General features: G+C 65.1%; 20 protein-coding genes and 2 pseudogenes. 17 read left to right on the forward strand and 5 right to left on the reverse strand.

Translation table 11 applies throughout. The annotated features are described in order from the left end of the window. Nucleotides 1-15 precede the first annotated feature (15 nt). Complete coding sequence (locus tag CMASS_RS01230) at nucleotides 16-1737, reverse strand: long-chain-fatty-acid--CoA ligase (RefSeq protein ID WP_022863587.1); 1722 nt, start codon at nucleotides 1735-1737, stop codon at nucleotides 16-18. Between the two features lie 133 nt (nucleotides 1738-1870). Between CMASS_RS01230 and mshA the strand changes: the two genes are divergently transcribed. The 4 genes from mshA to CMASS_RS01250 are packed head-to-tail and all read left to right on the forward strand — an operon-like array spanning nucleotide 1871 to nucleotide 5825. Continuing rightward, nucleotides 1871-3136, forward strand: a complete 1266-nt coding sequence (mshA, locus tag CMASS_RS01235) for a D-inositol-3-phosphate glycosyltransferase (protein ID WP_033399687.1) — start codon at nucleotides 1871-1873, stop codon at nucleotides 3134-3136. Between the two features lie 4 nt (nucleotides 3137-3140). Further along, nucleotides 3141-3887 carry a phosphoglyceromutase gene (locus CMASS_RS01240; protein ID WP_027018790.1) on the forward strand — a complete coding sequence of 249 codons (747 nt, stop codon included), beginning with the start codon at nucleotides 3141-3143 and terminating at the stop codon, nucleotides 3885-3887. A 34-nt stretch (nucleotides 3888-3921) separates the two neighbouring features. Further along, nucleotides 3922-5130 (forward strand): sensor histidine kinase, encoded by a 1209-nt coding sequence (locus CMASS_RS01245; RefSeq protein WP_022863590.1) that lies wholly within the window; start codon nucleotides 3922-3924, stop codon nucleotides 5128-5130. Continuing rightward, nucleotides 5127-5825: a response regulator transcription factor gene (locus CMASS_RS01250; RefSeq protein WP_022863591.1), complete on the forward strand. Its 699-nt coding sequence runs from the start codon at nucleotides 5127-5129 to the stop codon at nucleotides 5823-5825. Before CMASS_RS01245 ends, CMASS_RS01250 begins: the two co-directional genes overlap by 4 nt. Nucleotides 5826-5839: 14 nt before the next feature. Here CMASS_RS01250 and CMASS_RS01255 read toward each other — a convergent pair whose 3' ends face one another. Then, nucleotides 5840-6784, reverse strand: coding sequence for a DUF3109 family protein (locus CMASS_RS01255; RefSeq protein ID WP_022863592.1), 945 nt, complete (start codon nucleotides 6782-6784; stop codon nucleotides 5840-5842). A 33-nt stretch (nucleotides 6785-6817) separates the two neighbouring features. On the opposite strand from CMASS_RS01255, the gene CMASS_RS01260 reads away from it, so the two are divergent. The 5 genes from CMASS_RS01260 (at nucleotide 6818) to CMASS_RS01280 (ending at nucleotide 10461) form a co-directional block, all read left to right on the forward strand. Further along, a complete protein-coding gene (locus CMASS_RS01260; protein ID WP_169460809.1) occupies nucleotides 6818-7747 on the forward strand; it encodes a Ppx/GppA family phosphatase in 930 nt (309 codons plus the stop codon). A gap of 10 nt (nucleotides 7748-7757) precedes the next feature. Next, nucleotides 7758-8678 (forward strand): hypothetical protein, encoded by a 921-nt coding sequence (locus CMASS_RS01265; RefSeq protein WP_022863594.1) that lies wholly within the window; start codon nucleotides 7758-7760, stop codon nucleotides 8676-8678. Nucleotides 8679-8761: 83 nt separating this feature from the next. Then, nucleotides 8762-9559, forward strand: coding sequence for a pyrroline-5-carboxylate reductase (gene proC, locus CMASS_RS01270; protein WP_022863595.1), 798 nt, complete (start codon nucleotides 8762-8764; stop codon nucleotides 9557-9559). Nucleotides 9560-9834: 275 nt separating this feature from the next. Next, nucleotides 9835-10026 (forward strand): helix-turn-helix domain-containing protein, encoded by a 192-nt coding sequence (locus CMASS_RS01275; RefSeq protein WP_022863596.1) that lies wholly within the window; start codon nucleotides 9835-9837, stop codon nucleotides 10024-10026. A gap of 333 nt (nucleotides 10027-10359) precedes the next feature. Continuing rightward, nucleotides 10360-10461, forward strand: coding sequence for a 30S ribosomal protein bS22 (locus tag CMASS_RS01280; protein ID WP_003855542.1), 102 nt, complete (start codon nucleotides 10360-10362; stop codon nucleotides 10459-10461). 151 nt (nucleotides 10462-10612) lie between these two features. Here CMASS_RS01280 and CMASS_RS01285 read toward each other — a convergent pair. After that, nucleotides 10613-11038, reverse strand: a pseudogene (locus CMASS_RS01285) (IS1249 family transposase); the annotation flags it as partial. 42 nt (nucleotides 11039-11080) lie between these two features. Between CMASS_RS01285 and CMASS_RS01290 the strand changes: the two are divergent. Beyond that, nucleotides 11081-12315 (forward strand): IS3 family transposase gene (locus tag CMASS_RS01290; RefSeq protein WP_273665894.1). Its coding sequence is split into 2 segments (ribosomal slippage): nucleotides 11081-11369 and nucleotides 11369-12315, totalling 1236 coding nucleotides; the frame shifts between segments, so codons are not numbered across the junction. Nucleotides 12316-12336: 21 nt separating this feature from the next. On the opposite strand, the pseudogene CMASS_RS01295 reads toward CMASS_RS01290, so the two are convergent. Both CMASS_RS01295 and CMASS_RS01300 read right to left on the reverse strand, forming a co-directional pair. Further along, nucleotides 12337-13101 (reverse strand): annotated as a pseudogene (locus CMASS_RS01295) (IS256-like element IS1249 family transposase); the annotation flags it as partial. Nucleotides 13102-13416: 315 nt separating this feature from the next. After that, nucleotides 13417-14430: an HAD family hydrolase gene (locus CMASS_RS01300; protein ID WP_027018745.1), complete on the reverse strand. Its 1014-nt coding sequence runs from the start codon at nucleotides 14428-14430 to the stop codon at nucleotides 13417-13419. Between the two features lie 114 nt (nucleotides 14431-14544). On the opposite strand from CMASS_RS01300, the gene CMASS_RS01305 reads away from it, so the two are divergent. The 7 genes from CMASS_RS01305 (at nucleotide 14545) to CMASS_RS01335 (ending at nucleotide 21675) form a co-directional block, all read left to right on the forward strand. Next, nucleotides 14545-14784 (forward strand): glutaredoxin family protein, encoded by a 240-nt coding sequence (locus CMASS_RS01305; RefSeq protein ID WP_022863383.1) that lies wholly within the window; start codon nucleotides 14545-14547, stop codon nucleotides 14782-14784. A 91-nt stretch (nucleotides 14785-14875) separates the two neighbouring features. Beyond that, complete coding sequence (locus CMASS_RS01310) at nucleotides 14876-16255, forward strand: glutamyl-tRNA reductase (protein ID WP_022863384.1); 1380 nt, start codon at nucleotides 14876-14878, stop codon at nucleotides 16253-16255. Next, nucleotides 16256-17149: a hydroxymethylbilane synthase gene (gene hemC, locus CMASS_RS01315; protein ID WP_022863385.1), complete on the forward strand. Its 894-nt coding sequence runs from the start codon at nucleotides 16256-16258 to the stop codon at nucleotides 17147-17149. A gap of 246 nt (nucleotides 17150-17395) precedes the next feature. After that, nucleotides 17396-19294 carry a uroporphyrinogen-III synthase gene (locus tag CMASS_RS01320; RefSeq protein WP_022863386.1) on the forward strand — a complete coding sequence of 633 codons (1899 nt, stop codon included), beginning with the start codon at nucleotides 17396-17398 and terminating at the stop codon, nucleotides 19292-19294. Nucleotides 19295-19378: 84 nt separating this feature from the next. Beyond that, nucleotides 19379-20368, forward strand: coding sequence for a porphobilinogen synthase (gene hemB, locus CMASS_RS01325; RefSeq protein ID WP_022863387.1), 990 nt, complete (start codon nucleotides 19379-19381; stop codon nucleotides 20366-20368). Between the two features lie 69 nt (nucleotides 20369-20437). After that, the gene (locus CMASS_RS01330; protein ID WP_022863388.1) at nucleotides 20438-21148 is read left to right on the forward strand and encodes a hypothetical protein; all 711 of its coding nucleotides are present in this window, start codon (nucleotides 20438-20440) and stop codon (nucleotides 21146-21148) included. After that, complete coding sequence (locus CMASS_RS01335) at nucleotides 21145-21675, forward strand: hypothetical protein (protein ID WP_022863389.1); 531 nt, start codon at nucleotides 21145-21147, stop codon at nucleotides 21673-21675. The genes CMASS_RS01330 and CMASS_RS01335 overlap by 4 nt, the downstream gene beginning before the upstream one ends. Nucleotides 21676-21685 lie beyond the last annotated feature (10 nt).

The following is a 21685-nucleotide window of genomic DNA, read 5'->3' on the forward strand; positions in this document are numbered from 1 at the left end:
AATGAGCTAGCGCGGCTAGTGACGCTTTTCTTCCATGGCGAGACGGCGCAGCAGATCCGCCTGGACCTCGCGGCGGCGGATCTTGCCCATGTGGTCGATGGCCAGGGAGTCGAAGTTGTAGAACGTGCGCGGCACCTTGTAGCGGGTAAGCCGCTGGCGGGCGAATTCCTTGAACTCCTCCGGGTCGATGGGCGCGCCGGTGGTCAGCGTCACGCAGGCGACCACGTCCTCGGAGCCGTCCTTGCGGGGGCGGCCCACCACCGCGATGTCCTGGATGGACGGGTGCTCGCGCAGGGCCTCCTCGACCTCGCCGGGGTAGACGTTGAAGCCGCCGGTGATGATGACCTCCTTGAGGCGGCTGACCAGGCGGATGAAGCCCTCCTCGTCCATGACGCCCAAGTCGCCGGTGCGGAACCAGCCGTTGTGGAACGCCTTCTCGGTGGCCTCCGGGTTTTTGAAGTAACGCTTGAACACCTGCGGGCCGCGGGCGAGGATCTCACCCTCCTGCCCGTCCGGCATGTCCTCATCCGGGTTGTCCGGGTTGACGATGCGGATCTCAGTGTCCGGGAAGGGGATGCCGATGTAGCCGGGGCGGCGGTCGTCGCTCATCGGGTTGCCGATGAGGATGGGGGAGCACTCGGTTAGTCCGTAACCCTCGACGAGGAAGCCATTGGTGTGCCGCTCCCACTCCTCGACAGTTTTCACCGGCAGCGTGGCCGCGCCGGAGAAGGCGTTGCTCACGCCGCTGATGTCCGTGCCGGTCTTGTCCGCCTCGTCGATGATCTTCTGGTACAGCGTGGGCACGCCCGGCACCCAGGTCGGGGTGTGCTTTTTCATGATCTTCATGATCTGGTCCATCTTCGGCGCAGGCAGCAGGATGACCTCGCCGCCGATGAGCTGGCCCAGCGTCGCGCTGAAGGTGAGGCCGTACGCATGGAACATCGGCAAGGCAGCGAGCATCCGCTCGTCCTTGTCGCCGAGGCCTTTCACCCAGGCCTTGCCCATGAGCAGGTTGGCGTACAGCGAGCCATGGGTGAGCTCCGCGCCCTTCGGCTCGCCGGTGGTGCCGGAGGTGTAGAGGATGACCGCGGTGGTGTCGCGGTCAATGTCGGCCGGCGAGGTGAGGTCGCGGCCGTCGCCACCGATGGCATCGGAAAGCAGCGTGGCCCACGGCACCGTATTTTCTGCCGGGGCGGACAGCTGGGTGCGCAGCTTCTTCAGCGGCGGCAGTGGGATCTTGAGCGCGACCTGCTGGGACTTCGGCATCGCCTCGATCATGTTGACCGCGACGATGGTCTCCAGCTCGGTCTTATCTCGCAGCTTTTCCAGGGTGGACGCCGTCTTGTCCCAGGCGACGGCCACGCGCGCGCCGTGGTTTTGGAACAGCCCCTCGAGTTCGTGGGCGGTGTAGAGCGGGTTGTGCTCCACCACGATGGCACCGAGTTTCAAGGCGGCCCAGAAGGCCACCATGTGCTGCGGGCAGTTGGGCATGACGAGGGCGACGCGGTCGCCGGGGCGCACGCCAAAGGCCTTCAGCCCCGCGGCGGCGCGGCGGACCTGGCGGTCGAGCTCGGCGTAGGAGGTTGTGCGCCCGAAGAAGTACATGGCCGACTTGTCCGCGTTGCGGCGTTGGTTGTCGTTGTAGACGTCGAGGAGGGTGGATTCGCCGTAGTCCAGCGAATGCGGCGTCCACGGGGTGTAGTGCTTCAACCAGGCTTTATTCTCGGAAGCGGACACGGAATTCTCCCTAACTTTCGGTACCGTAAGTTACTGCGTGCAGACAGTATAACGGTTTCACCCTCCGAAGTATTATTGATGGCAAAACTGTGTGTCGTCGGCCGGTCTCGCGGCGTGGTTAGACTGGGCCACCATGAACGTGGCGATGATTTCGATGCACACCTCACCCATCGAACAGCCGGGCTTGGGCGATGCCGGGGGAATGAATGTCTACATCCTGAACACGGCGCTGCAGCTGGCGCGCCGGGGCATCACCGTGGACGTGTACACGCACGCCACCCGTCCCAGCCAGGGCGACATCGTCGAAGTCGAGGACGGCTTCCGCGTCATCAACATCGTCGCCGGACCCTACGAGGGATTGAGTAAGGACGAGCTGTCGACGCAGCTCGCCGCCTTCGCCGGCGGCATGATCCAATTCGCCCGCGAAAACGGTCTGCACTACGACCTCATCCACTCGCACTACTGGCTGTCCGGCCAGGTGGGGTGGCTGCTGCGCGATCTCTGGCAGGTGCCGCTGGTGCACACCGCCCACACGCTGGCGGCGGTGAAAAACGCGCACCGTTCCAGCGAGGACGCCCAGGAAGCGGAAGCGCGCCGCATCTGCGAGCAGCAGCTGGTGGACAACGCGGATCTCTTGGTGGTCAACACCGAGGACGAGGCGCGCGAGCTGGCCTACCACTACGACGCGCGCCCGGAGACTATCCGCACGGTCAAACCCGGCGCGGACACCCAGCTGTTTACCCCCGGAACCAACCGCAATACCGAGCGTTCCCGTCGCGAGCTGGGCATCCCGCTCAACGCGAAGGTCGTGGTCTTCGTCGGGCGCCTGCAGCGTTTCAAGGGGCCGGAGGTCCTCCTGCGCGCGACGGCGGAGCTGTTCCAGCGGGATCCGTACCGCAACCTGCGGGTGGTGATCTGCGGCGGGGCATCGGGAAACGGATCGTCCGTGGAGGACTACCGGCAGCTCGCCCGCGAGCTGGGGATCCAGCATCGCGTGCGGTTCATCCCGCCGCGCCCGCCGGCCGAGCTGGTGGCTGTGTACCAGGCGGCGGACATCGTGGCGGTTCCCAGCTACAACGAGTCCTTCGGCCTGGTGGCGGTGGAGGCGCAGGCCTCCGGCACGCCCGTGGTCGCGGCGCGGGTAGGTGGCCTGCCCATCGCCGTGCGCGACGGGGAGACCGGCGTGCTGGTCCGCGGGCACGAGCCGGCCGCGTGGGCCGACGCGCTGGGGCAGTTGCTTGACGATGACGACCTGCGCATCGGCATGGGCGAGACCGCCGTCGCGCACGCGGCGACGTTTAGCTGGGCGGCATCGGCCGAGCAGCTGGAAGACGTCTACGCCGCCGCGACGAAAAATGGCCCGGCGGACCGCGCCACGCGCCGGGCGGAGGGTAGCTAAACTGCTGCCTATGTCTAAGCTCATCCTGCTGCGTCACGGGCAGTCCAAGTGGAACGAATCCAACCAATTCACCGGCTGGGTGGATGTTGATCTCACGGAGAAGGGGGAGGTCGAAGCCAAGCGCGGCGGCGAGCTGCTGGCGGCTGAGGATGCCTTGCCGGATCTCTTATTCACCTCCGTGCTGCGGCGCGCGATCCGCACCGCCAACATCGCGCTCAACCACGCTGACCGGCATTGGATCCCAGTCGAGCGCAACTGGCGGCTCAACGAGCGCCACTACGGCGCGCTGCAGGGGTTGAACAAGGCGGAGACCCGCGACAAGTACGGCGAGGACCAGTTCATGCAGTGGCGTCGTTCGTATGGCACCCCGCCGCCGGAGCTGGCCGATGATTCCGAGTACTCCCAGGTAGACGACCCGCGCTACGCGGATCTGGAGGCGGTCCCGCGCACCGAGTGCCTTAAGGACGTCGTCGCGCGCCTCGTCCCGTACTTCGAAGAGACTATCCTCCCGCAGGTCAAGGAGGGCAAGAACGTGCTCGTCGCCGCGCACGGTAACTCCCTGCGCGCGCTGGTCAAGCACCTGGACAACATCTCGGACGAGGACATCGCCGGGCTCAACATTCCGACCGGTATCCCGCTGGTCTACGAGATCGATGCTGACGGCAAGGTCCAGAACCCGGGCGGCACCTACCTCGACCCGGATGCGGCGGCCGCCGGAGCCGCCGCCGTTGCCGCGCAAGGCGGTAAGTAAGGCGTAGATACCGCCAGGTACCCTGGGGCGCATTGTGTTGTATCTGCTCACTTTCGCCCTTGGCGTTGCCGTCTGCGCGCTCGCCCCGCCGCTCTTTCAGTGGCTGCGTGAGCGCATCCGGCAATTCCGTCAAACCTCGTCGCCGCAGGCCAACCAGATCACGACGGTCAGCCAGGTCCTGCACCTGACCGTGCAGGGATCGCCCACGGGCGTGACCGTGTTGGATCGCTCCGGCGACGTCATCTTGTCCAACGCCTCCGCGCACGACATGGCGCTCGTGCACGAGCGCACCGTCAACCCGCGTATCTGGGAGCTGGCGCAGGAGGTCTACTCGGACAAGGAAAACCGGGTGCTAGCGCTCGAGATACCCAAGCGCCGCACCGGCAATCGCGTCACCAACGTCCGCGCGACCGCGATGCCGCTCTCGCTCAACGATGACCGCTTCGTCGTCGTCTACGGCACTGACGAGACCGAAAACGCGCGGATGGAATCGGCCCGCCGCGATTTCGTGGCCAACGTCTCCCACGAGCTCAAAACTCCGGTCGGCGGCATCGCGCTGCTGGCGGAGGCGCTGTTGGATTCGCCCGACGATGCCGAGCACGTGGAGTTCTTCGGCTCCCGCGTGCTCAAGGAAGCCCAGCGCATGGGCGATCTGGTGCGCGAACTCATCGCGCTGTCCAAGCTGCAGGGCGCGGAGTCGCTGCCGGAGATGGAACCGGTGCCGGTGGACGTGGTGGTGGACGAAGCCATTTCCCGCAACCAGCTCGCGGCGGATACCGCCGGCATCGACATCCTGCGCGGCGATTCCACCGGCGTGGAGGTGCTTGCGGATCGCCCGCTGTTGGTGACCGCGGTGTCCAACCTCATATCCAACGCCATCCACTACTCGCCGGAGGCGCTGCCGGTGAGCATCTCCCAGAAGGTGGTGGGCGGTGAGCTGGTGCTTATCCGCGTCACGGACCGTGGCATCGGCATCGCCCCCGACGATCAAAAGCGCGTGTTCGAGCGCTTCTTCCGCGTAGACAAAGCCCGATCGCGGTCGACGGGTGGCACTGGCTTAGGATTAGCAATCGTAAAGCACGTGGTGGCCAATCACGGCGGGAACATCAAGCTATGGTCCCGGCCCGGAACCGGCTCCACGTTCACGATTGAACTGCCGATATACGCCGACGAAAACAAAGCAGACGCGACCGTATCGCGGGATAATGATGATCAGGTCAAGGAAAGGACGACGCTGACATGACGACTATCCTCATCGTTGAGGACGAGGAGTCCCTTGCTGATCCACTGGCCTTCCTGTTGTGCAAGGAAGGCTTTGAACCCATCGTCTGTAACGACGGACCGACGGCGCTGGAGGAGTTTTCCCGCAACGACGTCGACATCGTTTTGCTCGACCTCATGCTGCCCGGCATGTCCGGCACCGACGTGTGCAAGCAGCTGCGCGCCGAATCCTCCGTGCCCGTCATCATGGTTACCGCCCGCGACTCCGAGATCGACAAGGTCGTCGGCCTCGAGCTGGGTGCCGATGACTACGTGACCAAGCCGTACTCGTCCCGCGAGCTCATCGCCCGCATCCGCGCGGTCCTGCGCCGCGGCGGGGCCGATACTTCCGAGGCGGCCGCGCCGGATCCGTCCAGCGACATCCTGCGCGGTGGCCGCGTGAGCATGGACGTGGAGCGCCACACCGTCTGCGTCGATGGCGAGCCCATCTCCATGCCGCTGAAAGAGTTCGACCTGCTGGAGTACCTGCTCCGCAACGCCGGGCGCGTGCTCACCCGCGGCCAGCTCATCGACCGCATCTGGGGCGCGGACTACGTCGGCGATACCAAGACCCTGGATGTGCACGTAAAGCGCCTGCGCTCCAAGATCGAGGAGCAGCCGTCCCGCCCGCAGCACCTCGTGACGGTGCGCGGGCTGGGCTACAAGTTCGACCAGTAGCCCTCGCTCACTCACTAATCCTCGCGCGAATCCTTTCGCGCGGCCGTCGCCGGGTGCGTCGGGAAAGACACCCCGGCTGCGGCGGCCGCCTCGCGCGCCGCGCAGTGGCCGGCGAGGATGTCGTAGCACTCCTTGCCCATCACCGCGGTGAGCTCCGACTTATGCGAGCGCCACAGCGGATCGGGGTTGGAGTGGCACGCCGCGTTGCCGGAGCAGTACCACTGAAAGTCCTCGCCGCCGTCGCCCCAGCCGCGCCGGTCGTACTCGCCGATGGTGGTGCGCAGGATCTCCTGCCCGTCGGGGCGTTCCTCAAAGTCCTCGTGGCGGCGGATGGGAAGCTGCCAGCACACCTCGGGTTTGGCGGTCGTGATGTCGCGGCCGGAATCGATCGCCCACTGGTGTAGCGCACAGCCAGAGCCCGTCGCCCACCCGGCGCGGTTAGCAAAGATGCATGCGCCGTCCACGGTCTTCGTTTTCACCGAAGGTTCCGGCTCGCCATCGTCGCCCGCCAGCTCGTCCCATTCCAGCCATGGCTCGACGTCCTGGTTGTCGTGCGGCTTGTCGTTATTTTCCGCGCGCTCGCGCAGCCACGCGTCGGTCGCGGCCGGCCGGTTCTGCCAGTACTTGGCGGGCATTTCGGCGACGACATCGGCAAGCTGGGTGCGGTCGGCGGCATCGGCAAGAAATGCTCCGTGCACGCAACAGCCCACGTCGGGGGCAGTGGCGTCGATGCCGGGGCAGTCGCCGGAACCGAAGACGCAGTTGTAGTGCGACTCCATCCACGTCAGATCGACGGAAAAGACGTGGAATGGATCGGCCGGATCGGTGAACTCGAACCATTCACGCGGAAAGTCGGGGGCAACCTCCGAGCCGGAACGCACCGCCGCAGCCGCGGGGGTGGTGGCCGGAAAACCGAGGTACACCGTGTTCGTCTGTCCAAAAGTGTGCGGGCGATTCACACCTCCACACGGTAGACCTACTACGCTTTAACTGTGCGATTAGGTGTATTAGACGTGGGAAGCAACACCGTCCACCTCGTGGCCGTTGACGCGCGGCCGGGTGGGCGGCCGACCCCGATGAGCGACTGGAAGACCTCCTTGAAGCTGGTGGAGCAGCTGGACAAGGACGGAAACATTCACCCGAAGGGGGTGAAAAAGCTCGTCAGCGCGGTGGGGGAAGCCAAGGAGCTGGCTGACAAGCTCGATTGCAACGAGCTCATCGCTTTTGCCACGTCGGCGGTACGTTCCGCGCCGAACTCGGAAAAGGTCATCGGCGAGGTGGAAAAGCAGACCGGTGTGCGCCTGCAGGTGCTTTCCGGTGAGGAGGAAGCCCGCCTGACCTTCCACGCGGTCCGCCGCTGGTACGGCTGGTCCGCCGGCCGGATCACCAACTTGGACATCGGCGGCGGCTCGCTGGAGCTGTCCACCGGCACCGATGAGGCGCCGGACCTCGCCTTCTCCCTCGACCTGGGTGCCGGCCGGCTGACCCACAACTGGTTCGATACGGACCCGCCGGGCAAGAAGAAGGTCAACATGCTGCGCGACTACATCGACGCGGAGCTTGCCGATGCCACCGCGCAGTTGCGCGACCGCGGTCCCGCGGGGCTGGCCGTGGGCACGTCCAAGACTTTTCGCACCTTGGCCCGCCTGACCGGCGCCGCCCCGTCGTCGGAAGGCCCCTTTGTGAAACGTTCGCTCACCGCTCCGGGCCTGCGCCAGCTCATCGCCTTTATCTCGCGCATGACCGCGGCCGATCGCGCCGACTTGGAGGGCGTAAGCTCTGATCGTTCGCACCAGATCGTCGCGGGCGCATTAGTAGCGGAGGCGAGCATGCGCGCGTTAGGTTTGGAGCACTTGGAGATTTGTCCGTGGGCGCTGCGCGAAGGCGTTATCTTGAGCCGCATCGATAAGGGACTGGGATAGGAAGAAGAGCATGGCTGACGAGAAACAGTTGACCGTCGCGGAGCTTCTGGCGCGCAATGGCGAAAAGGGCAAGGGCGCGGAAGGCACCGATGGTTCTGCGCGCCGCCGTCGCCGGCGCAGTCTCGAGGAAGGCGGCATCTCCGTTGCAGAGCTGACCGGCGGCCTCAAGAAGGTCGAGGCCACCCCGCCGGAGTCGAAGCACTCCGACCAGACGATGGACCAGCCGGCTCCCGTCATCCCGGCTCCGAAGGATGCGGAGAAGAAGAACGCGGAGAAGAAGGACGCGGAAAAGGCGGATAAGAAGGACGCCCCGGTGGGCAACGCCAGCCGCATCGAGCGCCCAGCCGCCAAGGCGGAGCAGGCCTCCGGCCCGGCGGAGGACGACACCACCGTCCTCAAGCGGGTTGACCACCCGGAGCCCGCTAAGCGTGCCGAGGCGGCAGCGCCGCAGACGACCGTGGCACCGCGCCCGCAGGTTGCCGGGGACGGCAACGCCCAGGCGGATAACGCCGCCGCTGACCAGACCACCGCGTGGAACAGCCCGCAGGAAGCCGAAACCGGTGAGATCCCGGTCATCCGGGAGGACCAGCCGGTTGCCTCCACCGACACCGCTGCGCACGACGAGCTGGAGCCTGTCGATCACGAGCGTGATGCGCACGACGGCGAGGCTGACGAGGACGGCAAGCTCAATCCGCTGGCCGTCATCCTGCTCGCCGTGCTCGGCGTGGTGCTGGGCGTACTCGTCTTCCTCGGCTTTGAGGCGCTGTGGGCACGCCTGTCCAAGCCGGTCGTCGCGCTGCTGGGCGTCGCGGTCACCGCGGCGATGGTCGGCGTGGCGCACGCGCTGCGCACGGACCGCGACAGCATGTCGATGCTGCTGGCCGCCATCGTGGGCGTGGTTCTCACCTTCGGCCCGCTGCTGATTGCGTAAGGCGCTCCTGCTGAGCGCGTAACGCTCTTTTTCCGCCCGCCACGCCTAGTCGCGTTGGCGGGTTTTCTGGCACTGTTGGATCTATGACCAACATTGCAGTCTTAGGAGGCGGCCAGATCGGCGAGGCCCTCGTCTCGGGTCTCGTTGCTTCGGGCCAGGAAGCCACGAACATCACCGTGACCAACCGCAGCTCGTCGCGCAGCGAGGAGCTGGCGGACAAGTACGGCGTTACCACGACCAGCGATAACCAGGCGGCGGTCAAGGACGCCGATGTCGTCTTCGCGTGCGTGAAGCCGTACATGATTATTGACATGTTCGATGAGGTAGGCGGCTCCCTGCCGACCGACGCCGTGGTCGTGTCCATGGCGGCGGGGCTGAAGCTCGCGGACATGCAGAAGGCGCTGCCGGAGGGCACCGCCGTCGTGCGCGTCATGCCGAACACCCCGATGCTGGTGGGCAAGGGCATGAACGCGTGCGCGGCCGGCGACAACGTCAGCGACGAGCAGCTGCAGAAGGTCGAGGAACTGCTGCGCGCCGTCGGCGAAGTGGTCACCGTGGAGGAAAAGGACATGGACGCCGTGACCGCGCTGTCCGGTTCTTCCCCGGCGTACTACTTCCTCGTTACCGAGGCGCTTGTCGATGCCGGCGTGCAGCTCGGTCTCAAGCGCGACGTGGCGGAGAAGCTGGCCTCCCAGGCGGCGGCTGGCGCCGGCGCGATGCTCACCGAATCGGGCAAGGATCCGGCGACGCTGCGCGCGAACGTGTCCTCCCCGGGCGGCACGACCGTGCACGCACTGCGCGAGCTGGAGGAGTCCGGCATCCGCGGCGCCTTCTTCCGCGCCGCCCAGGCATGCGCGGATCGCTCCCAAGAGCTCGGTTAAGGCTGTAGGCGTTCCGCCGAGTCGGCCCGCGCCCACCCGTCCGCCTCATTCGGGGGAGGGTGGGCCTTTTTGTTGGTTTCTGAGTGCACGAACGGGACCGGTGGGAGGGAAGTTGTCCCGCTAGTTTCGCGTTTCCTGCGCGCTCCCTGAGGAAAAATCCACCCCTTAGGTCGCATTAGTCACAGAACTCACGCTAGGGTGGGGCAAGTACGTGCGTGTTGTCCTGCGGGAGGGGAAGCCTGCAGCGCGCGACGAGCTGAAGGGTTAGGTAACTTATGGCAAACGAAGACAAAGGGACCTTTCTCACGGTCGCTGAGGTCGCAGAAATGATGCGTGTCTCCAAGATGACCGTGTACCGCTTGGTCCACGCGGGTGATCTGCCGGCCGTGCGAGTTGGTCGTTCTTTCCGTGTCCACGAAAAGGCGGTTTCCGACTACCTGTCGAACTCGGTCTACGACGTCGGATAACTGTCGGGCAACTGGGGTTAAAGCCGCTTGGGCGGCGTCCCGCCCACACACCTTTCCGCAGCGCCTGTCGCCTGGGAATGTCTATGCACATTCACGGCCGCGGGCGCTGTGGTGGTTTTGTCGCACGTTGCGGGTCTCGGTAAACTAGCACCATTCTTATCTGCGTGACGCCTGCGTCGTGCGGCTGGTCACTATGTGGCGCCAGCCCTGGTTCTCCTTTTCGGAGGGCCTCCGCGCGTTGTCCGAGTGCACCGCGAGAGCGCGCCGGTATTCCACGCCTGCGAACGCGATAAGGCATGTACGTACTATGTCCCCGAAAGTGAGGCAATTGCTATGGGTTCTGTGATCAAGAAGCGCCGCAAGCGCATGTCCAAGAAGAAGCACCGCAAGATGCTGCGCCGCACCCGCGTTCAGCGTCGCAAGCTGGGTAAGTAAACCAGCGCGCGCACGCTTTATGCGTGCTGCTTCTTAGCCCGTCCTCCCGCACACCTCGCTGGGAGGGCGGGCTTTTCGCGTACCCAGATCCTCCGGGAAGGCCTTCGGGTTAAGGGTCAAAATGTGTGTCTGGCTCGGCGTGTCGCGGGGGTTAGATTTGGCCTTTTTGAATGCCGATTGAGTGGGTGTAGTCGGTGTCGATAGCGTTGTCGTAGAGGGCTGGGCGTCCTGTTTCGTGGTCGGCTTGGTTCTCGGTTTGGGTCAGGGTGGATACTTTGGCGAGTTGGCCCTGGCCCCAGTCGGACTGCCTGGCGATTCGTACTGGATCGTCAGGCAGTTCCGTTTTTAAGTAGAGCCACCAATCCAGCATGCGGCGTTGTCGTTCGCCTGATCTGCCGCGGTGGGTTCTGGCGAGCAGTTTGAGCTGGGCGTTGATGCCGCCTTCTAAGCTGTTGGTGGTGGATTTGATCCGCTCGGGCGCAAGGACTCCTGCTGGCGGGTTGAGGTAGACAAACAGCATCTCGGACCGCCAAAGATGGTTGAGGCTGTTGTAGGCCTTGCGCACGTTGTGAAGTGTCCCAGGTTTTGTTCCGTTTAAGTAGATGGGAAAATCTGGAATATGCCAAGAAAATTTGACCAGGATGCAAAGGACCGTGTGGTCCGTCTCGTGGAAGATCGCATCTTGGCAGAAAATATGTCGATGCAAGCCGCGTGCCAGGCAGTAGCTCCAAAGCTGGGGGTTTCATGGCATACGGCCCGTCAATGGACTCAACAGGCCCGTCGTGCGGGAAACATCCCAGAACCTGTGCCTGAAGATTTGGCCGCGGAAAACGCGAGGCTGCGTCGTGAAAATCAAGAGCTACGCGACACTAATGAGCTGCTGAAGGCCGCTTCAGCTTTTTTCGCGTCGGAACTCGACCCAAAACGTCGGAAATGATCCGGTTCATCGATGAATTCCGGGGTCGTTTCTCTGTCGAGTTCATCTGTAAGACGTTGAAGAATAACCGGGCTGGTGGGTTTATCACCTCGCGTGGCTATCGCCAGTCCAAGGCCCGTGGGTTAAGTGCTCGTCGCCTTCGTGATGCTGTGCTGGTCGAACGCATTAGAACTGTTCATCGGGATAATTACGGTGTCTACGGTGTACGGAAAATGTGGCATGCTCTCCGCCGTGACGGAATTGATATCGGTCGTGAACAAACTGCCCGTTTAATGCGCTTGGCCGGTGTTTCTGGCAAAGGCAAAGGCAGATCACCTCTCACAACCCGTAAGCCTAACGTGCCTGATCTGCGCCCAGACTTGGTCGAGCGTGAGTTCAAAGCCCCCGGCCCGAACAAACTGTGGGTGGCTGACATTACGTATGTGCGCACGAAGAAAGGCTTTGTGTATGCCGCGTTTGTCACCGACGTTTACTCCCGACGGATCGTTGGGTGGGCGTTATCAGACTCCATGCGCACCGAAGCGTTGCCGCTGCAAGCTCTTAATCAGGCGATCGTGTGTGCTGAGGAAACAACAGGTCTCATTCACCATTCGGATCACGGCTCGCAGTACGTCAGCGTGGTCTACAACGAGCGCCTTGCCCAGCACGGGATTGCCGCTTCCACCGGAACTGTCGGGGATTCTTATGACAATGCTCTGGCTGAAAACGTTAACGGCTCCTACAAGAACGAGCTGATCCATACTCGCAGGTGGGATGATGTTGTCGAGGTAGAAATCGCGACGTTCGAGTGGGTGTCATGGTGGAACGAGATGAGGCTTCACCAAAGCTTGGGATACCGAACCCCAGTCGAAGTGGAAACCGATTTTTGGAAGCAGAACCCGCCGCAAGAAATAATAGAAATCAAGGCAAATGCCTAGGAACAAAACTCGGGGCACTTCATTGTGGTGGGTCCACACGCGGGTCCATGCACCTGTTTTGGGGTCTTTGATCATGGTTTTCTCGTTCATCCATTCCCGGTAGATCGTTGAAAACTCGTGCAGTTGCACACCCCACGCGGCGGCTTCATCCAGTGTGGTGATCCGGGTCAGTTTCAGCGCAAGTCGGTAGATGGTGCGCCCGGCATCGGTGCGTGGGTTGGTGGTGGTGTAGCGGCGGACCACGCGTTGGGCGTGGACGAGGCAGCGTTGAATTTTCGTAGTCGGCCAGCACTTTTTGATTGCGCTGTATGCGCCTTGGCCGCCGTCGATGACGGCGATGAGTGGGGCTTCGATGCGTTCAAGCAGCAGTTGGTAGTCGCGGGTGGTTTCGTGTTTGCACCAGTGCCAGGCGATCACGTGGTCGATGGTCGCCGCGACGATCAGGCAGCCACCGGCGGTGTAGGTGCCATCGAGAAATACCTGGTCGTAGATCCGCTTGTGGTGGCCGGCGGTGGGGTCAGGCACATCAACGAGCCAGCACCACTTGAAGCGCCGCTTCATGGTGGCGCGGCTAACACCGTTTCGTTTGGCTAGGTCGTCGAGTGATATTGCGGTGGTGCAATGCTCGATGAACTGGGTGAACACTGCCGCGTTGGTGATGTCGTTTCGACGTTTGACGCTGGAGGCGCCGCATTGTTTGCAGCGCCATCTGGTGGTGCCTTTGCTGGTGGTGCCGTTGCGTTTCATTTCACCGCCGCAGTGGCAGCGTGGTTGGTTCTTCGACATTGCGACACCACACCACGCCGCGCATAGCACATCACGGCTGCCACACCGAGGATTTCCCGTCGGGGGCTAGATATATGCTTCCGGAGCATATACTTTCCGGAAACCTACAGGTCAATCCGTGAAAATCCGCGATTCCGGACACACTTTTTGACCCTTAACCCAGGCCTTCTGAATGCCCGCGCTGAGGGTGGGCGCACGTTTTGTGATCGTAAGCGCGAAAATCCAGACAAAAATGGGCCTTGTGATCACAAAACGTGCGCGCAGGAGCCGGGTAGGAGTCGAGCAGGGGGAGCCGGGCGGGGATGGGGATATCGCTCAGGCGCGCCGGCGGCGGACTATGCGCCACGTGAAGGCGGCGGCGAGGGCGGGCAGGCCGTAGGTGCTCACCGCGCGGCGCAGCGAGCGGTAGTCACGGACCGGCCAGCCGCGTTCTTCGGCGATGCGCTTGAGTGTGCGGTCCGGGTTCACCGCGACGGCGGTGCCCACCATGGTGAGCATGGGCACGTCGTTGGAGGAGTCGGAATAGCCCGTGCACCGCGCCATGTCGAGGCCCTCAATCGTGGCCAACGCCGCCACCGCGTGCTTCTTACCTGGACCGTGCAGGATGTCGCCCACGAGGCGCCCAGTGAATTTGCCGTCCTCGACCTCCGCGACGGTGCCGAGCGCGCCCGTAAACCCGAGGCGGCGGGCAAGGATCTGCGCGACCTGCACCGGGGTGGCGGTGACCAACCACACCTGGTGGCCGGCGTCGAGGTGCATCTGTGCCAGCTCCTTCGTGCCGGGGTAGGCGCGGTCGAGCATCTGGCGGTCCACGATGTGCTCACACAGCTCCTCCAGCTCGGCCACGTCGCGGCCCTTGATGAACTCGAGCGCCTGCGCCCGGGCGGCGCGCACGTCCGCCGGGTTCTCGTTGCCGCTGATGCGAAAGCGAAGCTGCTTCCACACGATGGGGGCGATCTCGCGAAGCCGGAAAAACCGGCGACGCGCCAGGCCTAGGGCAAATACGACGAGGGAGGAGCCCTGGATGAGGGTGTTGTCCACATCGAAAAACGCGGCCACACCCGCCTCCTGCGGGATGTCCGGGTCCGGGGAGGTCAACTTCAACGACCCGCCGCTGGCCAGGACCGCGCCCACCGAGTCGACGCCGGAGCTAAATGAGTCTAGGTCGAGTCCGAAGATGTCCTCGGCGGCGGCCGCCGCGGCGGCGTGGCCGGCGGCTAATTGCTCGGCATCGCCAAGCGGGGCGAATGCGGAGTTTTCAAAGAAATGCCGTAGGTTGCCGCGGCTGGCTACCCACTGGGCGAGGAAATCGCGCGGGTCCTCCGGCATGTCCTCTGGTGCGGCGAGTGCATTCACGGCGGCGGTCACGGGCCTTCCACGTCGGTTCTGTAACGTGTCAATGATAGACACCGCCCGCGCCCGCGGCATGCGCAAGGAGGATTGATGTCCCACACAGTCGAGTTGATGGTTCGCACCACGTGCGGATCGTGCGCCCGTGTCCGCGAACAGATCGAACCCGTGATCCAGGAGGCGGGCGCGGAATTCACTGTGGTCAACGTCGATGAGGACGCCGAGCTGGCCGTCGAGTTCGGCGACCGGGTACCGGTGGTCGTCGTGGACGGCGAAGAGTTTGCGTGCTGGGAAGTGGATAACGCTGAGCTCGCCGACGCGCTGGCCGAGTAGCACCCGTCTTTTGGACGAACGAGTTTATCCACAATAAGGTTGACGGTTGTCTCGAACCCTGTCAACCATCCCTGTGACTGGAGGAAAGTGAATGAGCGTGCTCGTAGTGGGCATGTCGCACCAGTCGGCGCCGGTCGCCCTCCTAGAGCAGCTGAGTATGGATAACACCATCCAGCACGACACCTGCTCGCGGCTCGTGGATTGCTCCGCGCTGTCGGAGGCGATGATCGTCTCCACCTGCAACCGCCTCGAAGTGTATGCGGTGACGAACTCGTTCCACATGGGCGTCCAGGAAGTTGTCGGGGTTTTGGCGGACGTCTCTGACGTGCCCGCCGACACGCTGCGCGGGTATCTCTACGTCCGATACGCTGATGCCGCGGCCGAGCACCTGATGACGGTGACCTCCGGGCTGGATTCCATGGTGATCGGCGAGCAGCAGATCATCGGCCAGGTGCGCACCGCCTACCAAGCGGCCACCGAGGAGGGCACCGTGGGCCCGCGCCTGCACGCGCTCGCGCAGGCCGCGCTCCACGTGGGAAAGCGCGTCCACTCCGAAACGGATATCGATGCCGCCGGCGCCTCCATGGTTTCCTTCGCATTCGACCAGGCGCTCACCGCCATGGAGGCCAGCGATCTGGCCGGCCAGCGGGTGCTCATCCTCGGCGCCGGTGCGATGGCCTCGCTCGCCGCCACCCACGCGGGGCGGCTGGGGGCGGCGGAGCTCGTCATCGCCAACCGCACCTTGGAGCGCGCCGAGAACTTAGCGCAGCACGCCGAAGAAGCCGGCGTGAAGGCCCGTGCCGTGCCCTTCACGGAGCGTTGTACGCAGCTGGCGGAGGTGGACATGGCCGTTTCCGCCACCGGCTCCGATTCCTTCACCATCACCGCCGCGGACCTGCCCGCCAAGGAAACTGCCGCTGCCCACCGCCCGCTCATGCTGGTGGATCTGTCCCTGCCACGCGACATCGATGACGCGGTGGCCGAGCACCACGGCGTGCGCTTGGTCAACATCGAATCGCTGAGCAACTCGCTGCAGGCCGCCAACACCGAAGTCGCCGCCGCCACCGACCCGCGGCAGGCGGCCGAGCGCATCGTGGCCGAGGAACTGGATTCGTACACGTCGGCGCAGCGCGTGCGCGACGTCGCGCCCGCCATCGGCGCCCTGCACCGCCGGGCGGCGGACGTGGTGGCCTGCGAGCTGGGCAGGCTGCGCCAGAAGTCCCCGGAGCTCACCGAACAGCAGGTGGACGACGTACGCCAGGCCTTAAAGCGCGTGGCGGACAAGCTGTTGCACGAACCGACGGTGCGCGCGAAAAAACTCGCCGCCGACTCCGGAACGGTCGACCACGCCACGGCGCTGCAGGAGCTCTTCGGCTTCCAATTGGAGGGGACGGGCGTGGCCGTCGAAGCGGCCGAACTGCCCGACCTTCCCGACCTGCCGGACACTCACCCGGAAAGAAAGGACGCGTAAGTGACGCTCAAGATTGGTACCCGCGGATCCAAGCTCGCGACCACCCAGGCGGGGCACGTGCGCGACTGGCTTATCGAGCAGGGGTTTGACGCCGAACTGCACATCGTCACCACCGCCGGCGACGTGAATATGGCACCAGTCGAGCGCATCGGCGTCGGCGTGTTCACCCAGGCCCTGCGCGAGGCGCTCCACCGCGGCGACTGCGACATCGCCGTGCACTCGTACAAGGATCTGCCCACCGCGGCCGACGAGCGCTTCCACCTCATTACCCCGCAGCGCGCGGACAACCGCGAAGCGCTCATCGCGCGGGACGGCATGGGCTTAGACGATCTCCCGGAGGGCGCCCGCGTGGGCACGTCGGCGCCGCGGCGTATCTCCCAGCTGCGCGCCTTGCGCCCGGACGTGGATATCCGGCCGCTGCGCGGGAACATCGACACGCGCATGGGCAAGGTCACCGACGGCGAGCTCGACGCGGTGCTGCTCGCCTACGCCGGGTTGAACCGCGGCGGGTATGCCGATCGCGCCACCGAGGTCTTCGACCGCGAGCGCTTCATGCCGGCGCCGGCGCAGGGTGCATTGGCCATCGAGGCACGGGCGGACGATGCGGAAACGTGCGCGGCCATCGACACGCTTGCCGATGCCGCCGTGACCGCCTGCGTCGACGGCGAACGCGCGGTCTTGTCCCGCCTGGAGGCCGGCTGCACGGCCCCGGTCGCCGCGACCTCCGATCTGACAGGCGATACGCTCACCGTCCGCGGCGGCGTGTTTGCCCTGGACGGTTCGCGCAACATCATCGTCACGGAGCAGGGCCCGGCTGCCCAGGCCCGCGAGCTGGGGGAGAAGGTAGCCAGCGGCCTCTTCGCCCAAGGGGCTGCCGACCTGCTGGGGGAGTAGCCGGCGCCCCGGTAGGTCCCCGGTAATTTTTGCACCGGGGGCACCCTAAATTAAGGTGTAACTACCACACGGCCATCTCAGCCGTCCCACGTGGTCCCCTGTGGCGGGGGATGGGCTGGAAAGCCCCTGGGTATGGCCCCGAAATGACTGAGCGTTTTCCCATCTGTCCATGGCTCGGGGGAGACTGCCGCGCGCGATCATGTCCGCGTGCGGCGCCCTTGGTGCCCAACCTTAGAAAAGAACTGTATGAGCAACGTTGAGACTGACTCGTCCACCCCGGCGCGGGGCAAGGTCCTCTTCGTAGGCGCCGGACCTGGCAACCCAGATCTGCTCACCGTCCGTGCACGGGAGATTTTGGCACACCACGCTATCGCCATCGTGGACAGGGAGGTCTTTAGCGGGATCCGCGACATCGTGGGATCTGCGCTGCCCGTACCGCAGGAAAAACTCGACGCGGCAGAAGAGGCCTACGAGCAGATGTGCGCCGAGGCGAAGGCCAACGGTGCCCGCCGCAAGCCGCCGCGCCCGGCGCCGCCGACGGCTGCGGACATCCGCGAGGTCGCCGGTTCCGTGTCAGAGTCCGCATCGGATGACGCTGCCGACGTACACAGCGATGCGGGTGCTGATGCCGACGCGGGTGCCGATGCCGCGGAGGTCGACGGCGACCTCGAGACCAGCACCGGCATCGGCTCCGGCTCCGGCACTGGTGCTGGAGACGAAGGAAACAGTGCGGCAGAAGCGGACGTCGCGGCCATCGTCAAGCAGCTCAAAGACGCGCTGGACGAGCGCCCCGACGACCCGGAGCAGGCGGCCGCATACGAGCCGCACAACGTGATTCGCCTGGTGGCGGGCAACCCGCTTAACCGCGAGTCCATCAAGAAGGAGATCACCGCGGTCGCGGCCGCGGGGCTGGATTTCCAGGTTGCGCCGGGGATGTCCCTGCCGTCGACCGTGCCCACCTTCGCCGGACTGGCCCTCGGTTCGACCTACACCGAGGCTGATGTCACCGACGGCGACGTGGACTGGGACAAGCTCGCGCAGGCCGCGCAGCCACTGGTGTTGCAGGCCACCGCGGCGGACCTGTCGCGCATTTCGGAAAACCTCCAGGATCGTGGGCTGCCGGCGGAGTCCGAAGCGTACGTGACCGTGCACGGCACCACCCGGCTGCAGCGCACCATCGAGGCCACCCTGGGCACGCTGGGCAAGCTCGAAGTGGAGCTGCCCGGCAACTTGGTGGTCACGCTCGGCCGCAGCTTCGACGACCGCACGAAGTACTCCTGGTGGGAAAACCGGCCGCTGTATGGCTGGCGCGTGCTGGTGCCGCGCACCAAGGAGCAGGCGGCGCCGATGAGCGCGCGCCTGGCCTCCTACGGCGCCATCCCGCAGAACGTGCCCACCATTTCCGTGGAGCCGCCGCGTAACCCGGCGCAGATGGACCGCGCCATCAAGGGCATCGTGGAGGGCCGCTACAAGTGGATCGTGTTCACCTCCGTGAACGCCGTGCGCGCGGTGTGGGGCAAGATCGAGCAGCTCGGTCTCGACGCCCGCGACTTCGCCGGCGTGCACCTGGCCGCGGTGGGCACCAAGACCGCCGCCGCCATCCAGGAAAAGGGCATTAGCCCGGAGGTTATGCCGAAGCCCTACAAGCAAAACGCCGAGGGGCTCGTCGAGGTCTTTCCCAATTACGTCGAGGAGATCGACGCGGTCGGCCGCGTCCTTTTGCCGCGCGCGGACATCGCGGGCGACACCCTCGTGGAAGGCCTGGAGGACCTGGGCTGGGAGGTCGACGACATCGTTGCCTACCGCACCGTGCGTGCCGCCCCGCCTGCCGCGGAGACCCGCGACATGATCAAGTCCGGCGGCTTCGACGCCGTGGCGTTTACCTCCGGTTCCACGGCGCGCAACCTGGTCGGTATCGCCGGCAAGCCGCACCCGCGCACCATCATCGCCTGCATCGGGCCGTCCACGAAGAAGGTCGCAGAAGAGATGGGCCTGCGTGTCGATGTCGTGCCGGAGCAGGCCGACGTGCCCTCGCTTGTCGATGCCCTGGCGGAGCACGTCGCCGCCCTGCGTGCCGCCGGCAACCTGCCCGCCCCGCGCAAGAAGCGCCGCACTCGGAAGAAGACGCAGAAGAAGGACTCCTAAAACCGCGGGCGCGCGGGGATGAGGCGGGGGACGCGGTCGCCCGGTGGAAACGCCGGGTTTGCGCCGTCCCTTAAGATGTAGCGCGTGTCTTCTTTCGAAATTTCTCGCCGCCCGCGGCGCCTGCGCCAAACTCCCGCCCTGCGCGAGATGGTCGCAGAAACGCGCCTGCACAGCTCCGATCTGATCTGGCCACTGTTCGTCCGTGAGGGCATCGACGCCCCGCAGGAGATCACCTCCATGCCCGGCCAGTTTCAGCACACCATCGACTCGCTGAAGCGCACCGTGGAAGACGCCCTGAACGCCGGGGTGAAGTCCGTGGATCTCTTCGGCGTCCCCCGCGCGGAAGACAAGGACGCGACCGGTTCGGTGGCGGTGCGCCCCGACGGCATCCTCAACCGCGGCATCAACGCCCTGCGGGAGGAGTTCGGCGACGACCTCATCGTCATGGCCGATACCTGCTTAGACGAGTTCACCGACCACGGCCACTGCGGCGTGTTGGATGACAAGGGACGGGTTAAAAACGACGAGACCGTCGCCATCTACCAGGAGATGGCCGTCGCCCAGGCCGAGGCCGGCGCCCACATGGTCAGCCCGTCGGGCATGATGGACGGCCAGGTGGCCGCCATCCGTTCCGCGCTCGATGCGGCCGGGCACCAGGACGTAGCGATCATGGCGTATTCCGCAAAGTACGCTTCCGCCTACTTCGGCCCCTTCCGCGAAGCCGTCGCGTCTTCGCTCGACGGCGATCGCCGCACCTACCAGCAGGATCCGCGTAACGTGCGCGAGTCGCTCCTCGAGGTCGATCTGGACATCGAGGAAGGCGCCGACATCGTGATGGTCAAGCCGGGCCAGCCGTACTTGGACGTCTTGTCGCTGGCCGCAGAGCGCTCCACCGTGCCCGTCGCCGTCTACCAGGTCTCCGGCGAGTACGCGATGGTCAAGGCCGCCGCCGAGCGCGGCTGGATCGACGAGCAGGCAATCATCATGGAGTCGCTGAGCAGCTTCAAGCGCGCCGGCGCCGATCAGATTCTGACCTACTTCGCCGTCGACGCGGCCCGCGCGCTGAACTCCTAAGCGCCGGCGCGGCGCCTCAGCTCGCGCAGTCCGTTTCCCATCCACTACAGACACCACGAAAAGATGCCTATGACCACGCCCCCGACTCCCCATCAGAACCCGAGCCCGGACGCCGGCCCCGCGAAAAAGCACCCGGAATCGGTGTACTACATGCTCCGGATGTGGCTTTTGGCCGTCGTGCTGGAGGCGATCCACCAGCTATTGACGGTCGCCATCGGGTTCACCAACGTCGACGGGCTGGTGTCCATGGTGCACAAGCAGCTGGAAGAGGCCGACCAGCCGCTGTCGGAACCGCTGGCGCGCGTGGCGGCCTACGGGTCCATCGTTGTCGGCGGGCTTATTGCACTCGCCATCGTCGGCGTCTTGCTGTGGATGCTGCACATCCTGCGTAAGGGGACGAAACGGGCCGGCGTCGCGCGGCGCATCTGGTTCGCCTTTTCCATCTACTTCACCCTCCGCCTGCTGCTGACCTTTTTGGCCACCCCGGCTGGCTCCAAGGCCCCGGACTGGCTCATCATGCTGGACGGCATGCTGGTCATCCTCACCGGCGTCGCCGCCATCCTGGGGCTTATCTTTAGCCTCCGCCGCGACACCTTGGACTACACCGGCGAGCTGGAGCAGCTCAAACAGCTGGAGCGCGAGCAGCGCGCAGCGTGGGAGGAAAAGCGGCGCGAAAAGCAGGACAAGGACAAGGACAAGGAAAAGGAAAAGCAGAAGAAGCAGGACGACCAAGACCGCGGCACGCGCGGTAGCGACTGGAAGTCGGGGTGGGGCCGATGAGCGATTATCCGCACACCGGGCCCGCCCAGGATGCCGCGCAGGAAGACGTCGCACGACCGGGTACCGCGGCGGCTGGCTCCCGGACACGGCCGCCCGCCCCGCTGGCGTGGGCGTATTGGATCCTTATCGCCGTGGCCGTCGTGTTGCTCACCTCTGGCTTCGTCGGGCTGTTCGGCACGGGCGGGGCAGACACCGGGTCGGTGGATCCGGACCTTTCCGCGGATGCCGCGGCGTACCTGGAGCGCAACCGGCGCTTCGTGGCCGTGGCTAATACGGTGTGTGCGGAGGCGCTGGGCTGTCTGGTCCCGCAGATGGCGAACGGCAGCCAGTGGGGCCGCCGCATCGTCGCCGGGGTTATGGGACTGGCCTGTCTGGTGAACATCGGCGCCATCGCCTTAGGCGTTGGCGGCATGGCCCTGCTGGTGATCCCGGTGCTGATGGCCGTTGCCGCGCTGCTGATGTTCCGCCCCGCCGCGAACTCCTTTGTCCAGGAGAAAACCTGGGAGAAGCGCCGGATCATCGACTAGGCTTACCCCT

The organism is Corynebacterium massiliense DSM 45435, assembly GCF_028609805.1.
GTDB lineage: Bacteria > Actinomycetota > Actinomycetes > Mycobacteriales > Mycobacteriaceae > Corynebacterium > Corynebacterium massiliense.

Excerpts from the sequence above, each read along its gene's own strand:
- mshA (WP_033399687.1), top strand. The coding sequence starts at position 1,871 with ATGAACGTGGCGATGATTTCGATGCACACCTCACCCATCGAACAGCCG.
- CMASS_RS01250 (WP_022863591.1), top strand. The coding sequence starts at position 5,127 with ATGACGACTATCCTCATCGTTGAGGACGAGGAGTCCCTTGCTGATCCA.
- CMASS_RS01265 (WP_022863594.1), top strand. The coding sequence starts at position 7,758 with ATGGCTGACGAGAAACAGTTGACCGTCGCGGAGCTTCTGGCGCGCAAT.
- proC (WP_022863595.1), top strand. The coding sequence starts at position 8,762 with ATGACCAACATTGCAGTCTTAGGAGGCGGCCAGATCGGCGAGGCCCTC.
- CMASS_RS01275 (WP_022863596.1), top strand. The coding sequence starts at position 9,835 with ATGGCAAACGAAGACAAAGGGACCTTTCTCACGGTCGCTGAGGTCGCA.
- CMASS_RS01280 (WP_003855542.1), top strand. The coding sequence starts at position 10,360 with ATGGGTTCTGTGATCAAGAAGCGCCGCAAGCGCATGTCCAAGAAGAAG.
- CMASS_RS01300 (WP_027018745.1), bottom strand. The coding sequence starts at position 14,430 with ATGCCGGAGGACCCGCGCGATTTCCTCGCCCAGTGGGTAGCCAGCCGC.
- CMASS_RS01305 (WP_022863383.1), top strand. The coding sequence starts at position 14,545 with ATGTCCCACACAGTCGAGTTGATGGTTCGCACCACGTGCGGATCGTGC.
- CMASS_RS01310 (WP_022863384.1), top strand. The coding sequence starts at position 14,876 with ATGAGCGTGCTCGTAGTGGGCATGTCGCACCAGTCGGCGCCGGTCGCC.
- CMASS_RS01320 (WP_022863386.1), top strand. The coding sequence starts at position 17,396 with ATGAGCAACGTTGAGACTGACTCGTCCACCCCGGCGCGGGGCAAGGTC.
- CMASS_RS01330 (WP_022863388.1), top strand. The coding sequence starts at position 20,438 with ATGACCACGCCCCCGACTCCCCATCAGAACCCGAGCCCGGACGCCGGC.
- CMASS_RS01335 (WP_022863389.1), top strand. The coding sequence starts at position 21,145 with ATGAGCGATTATCCGCACACCGGGCCCGCCCAGGATGCCGCGCAGGAA.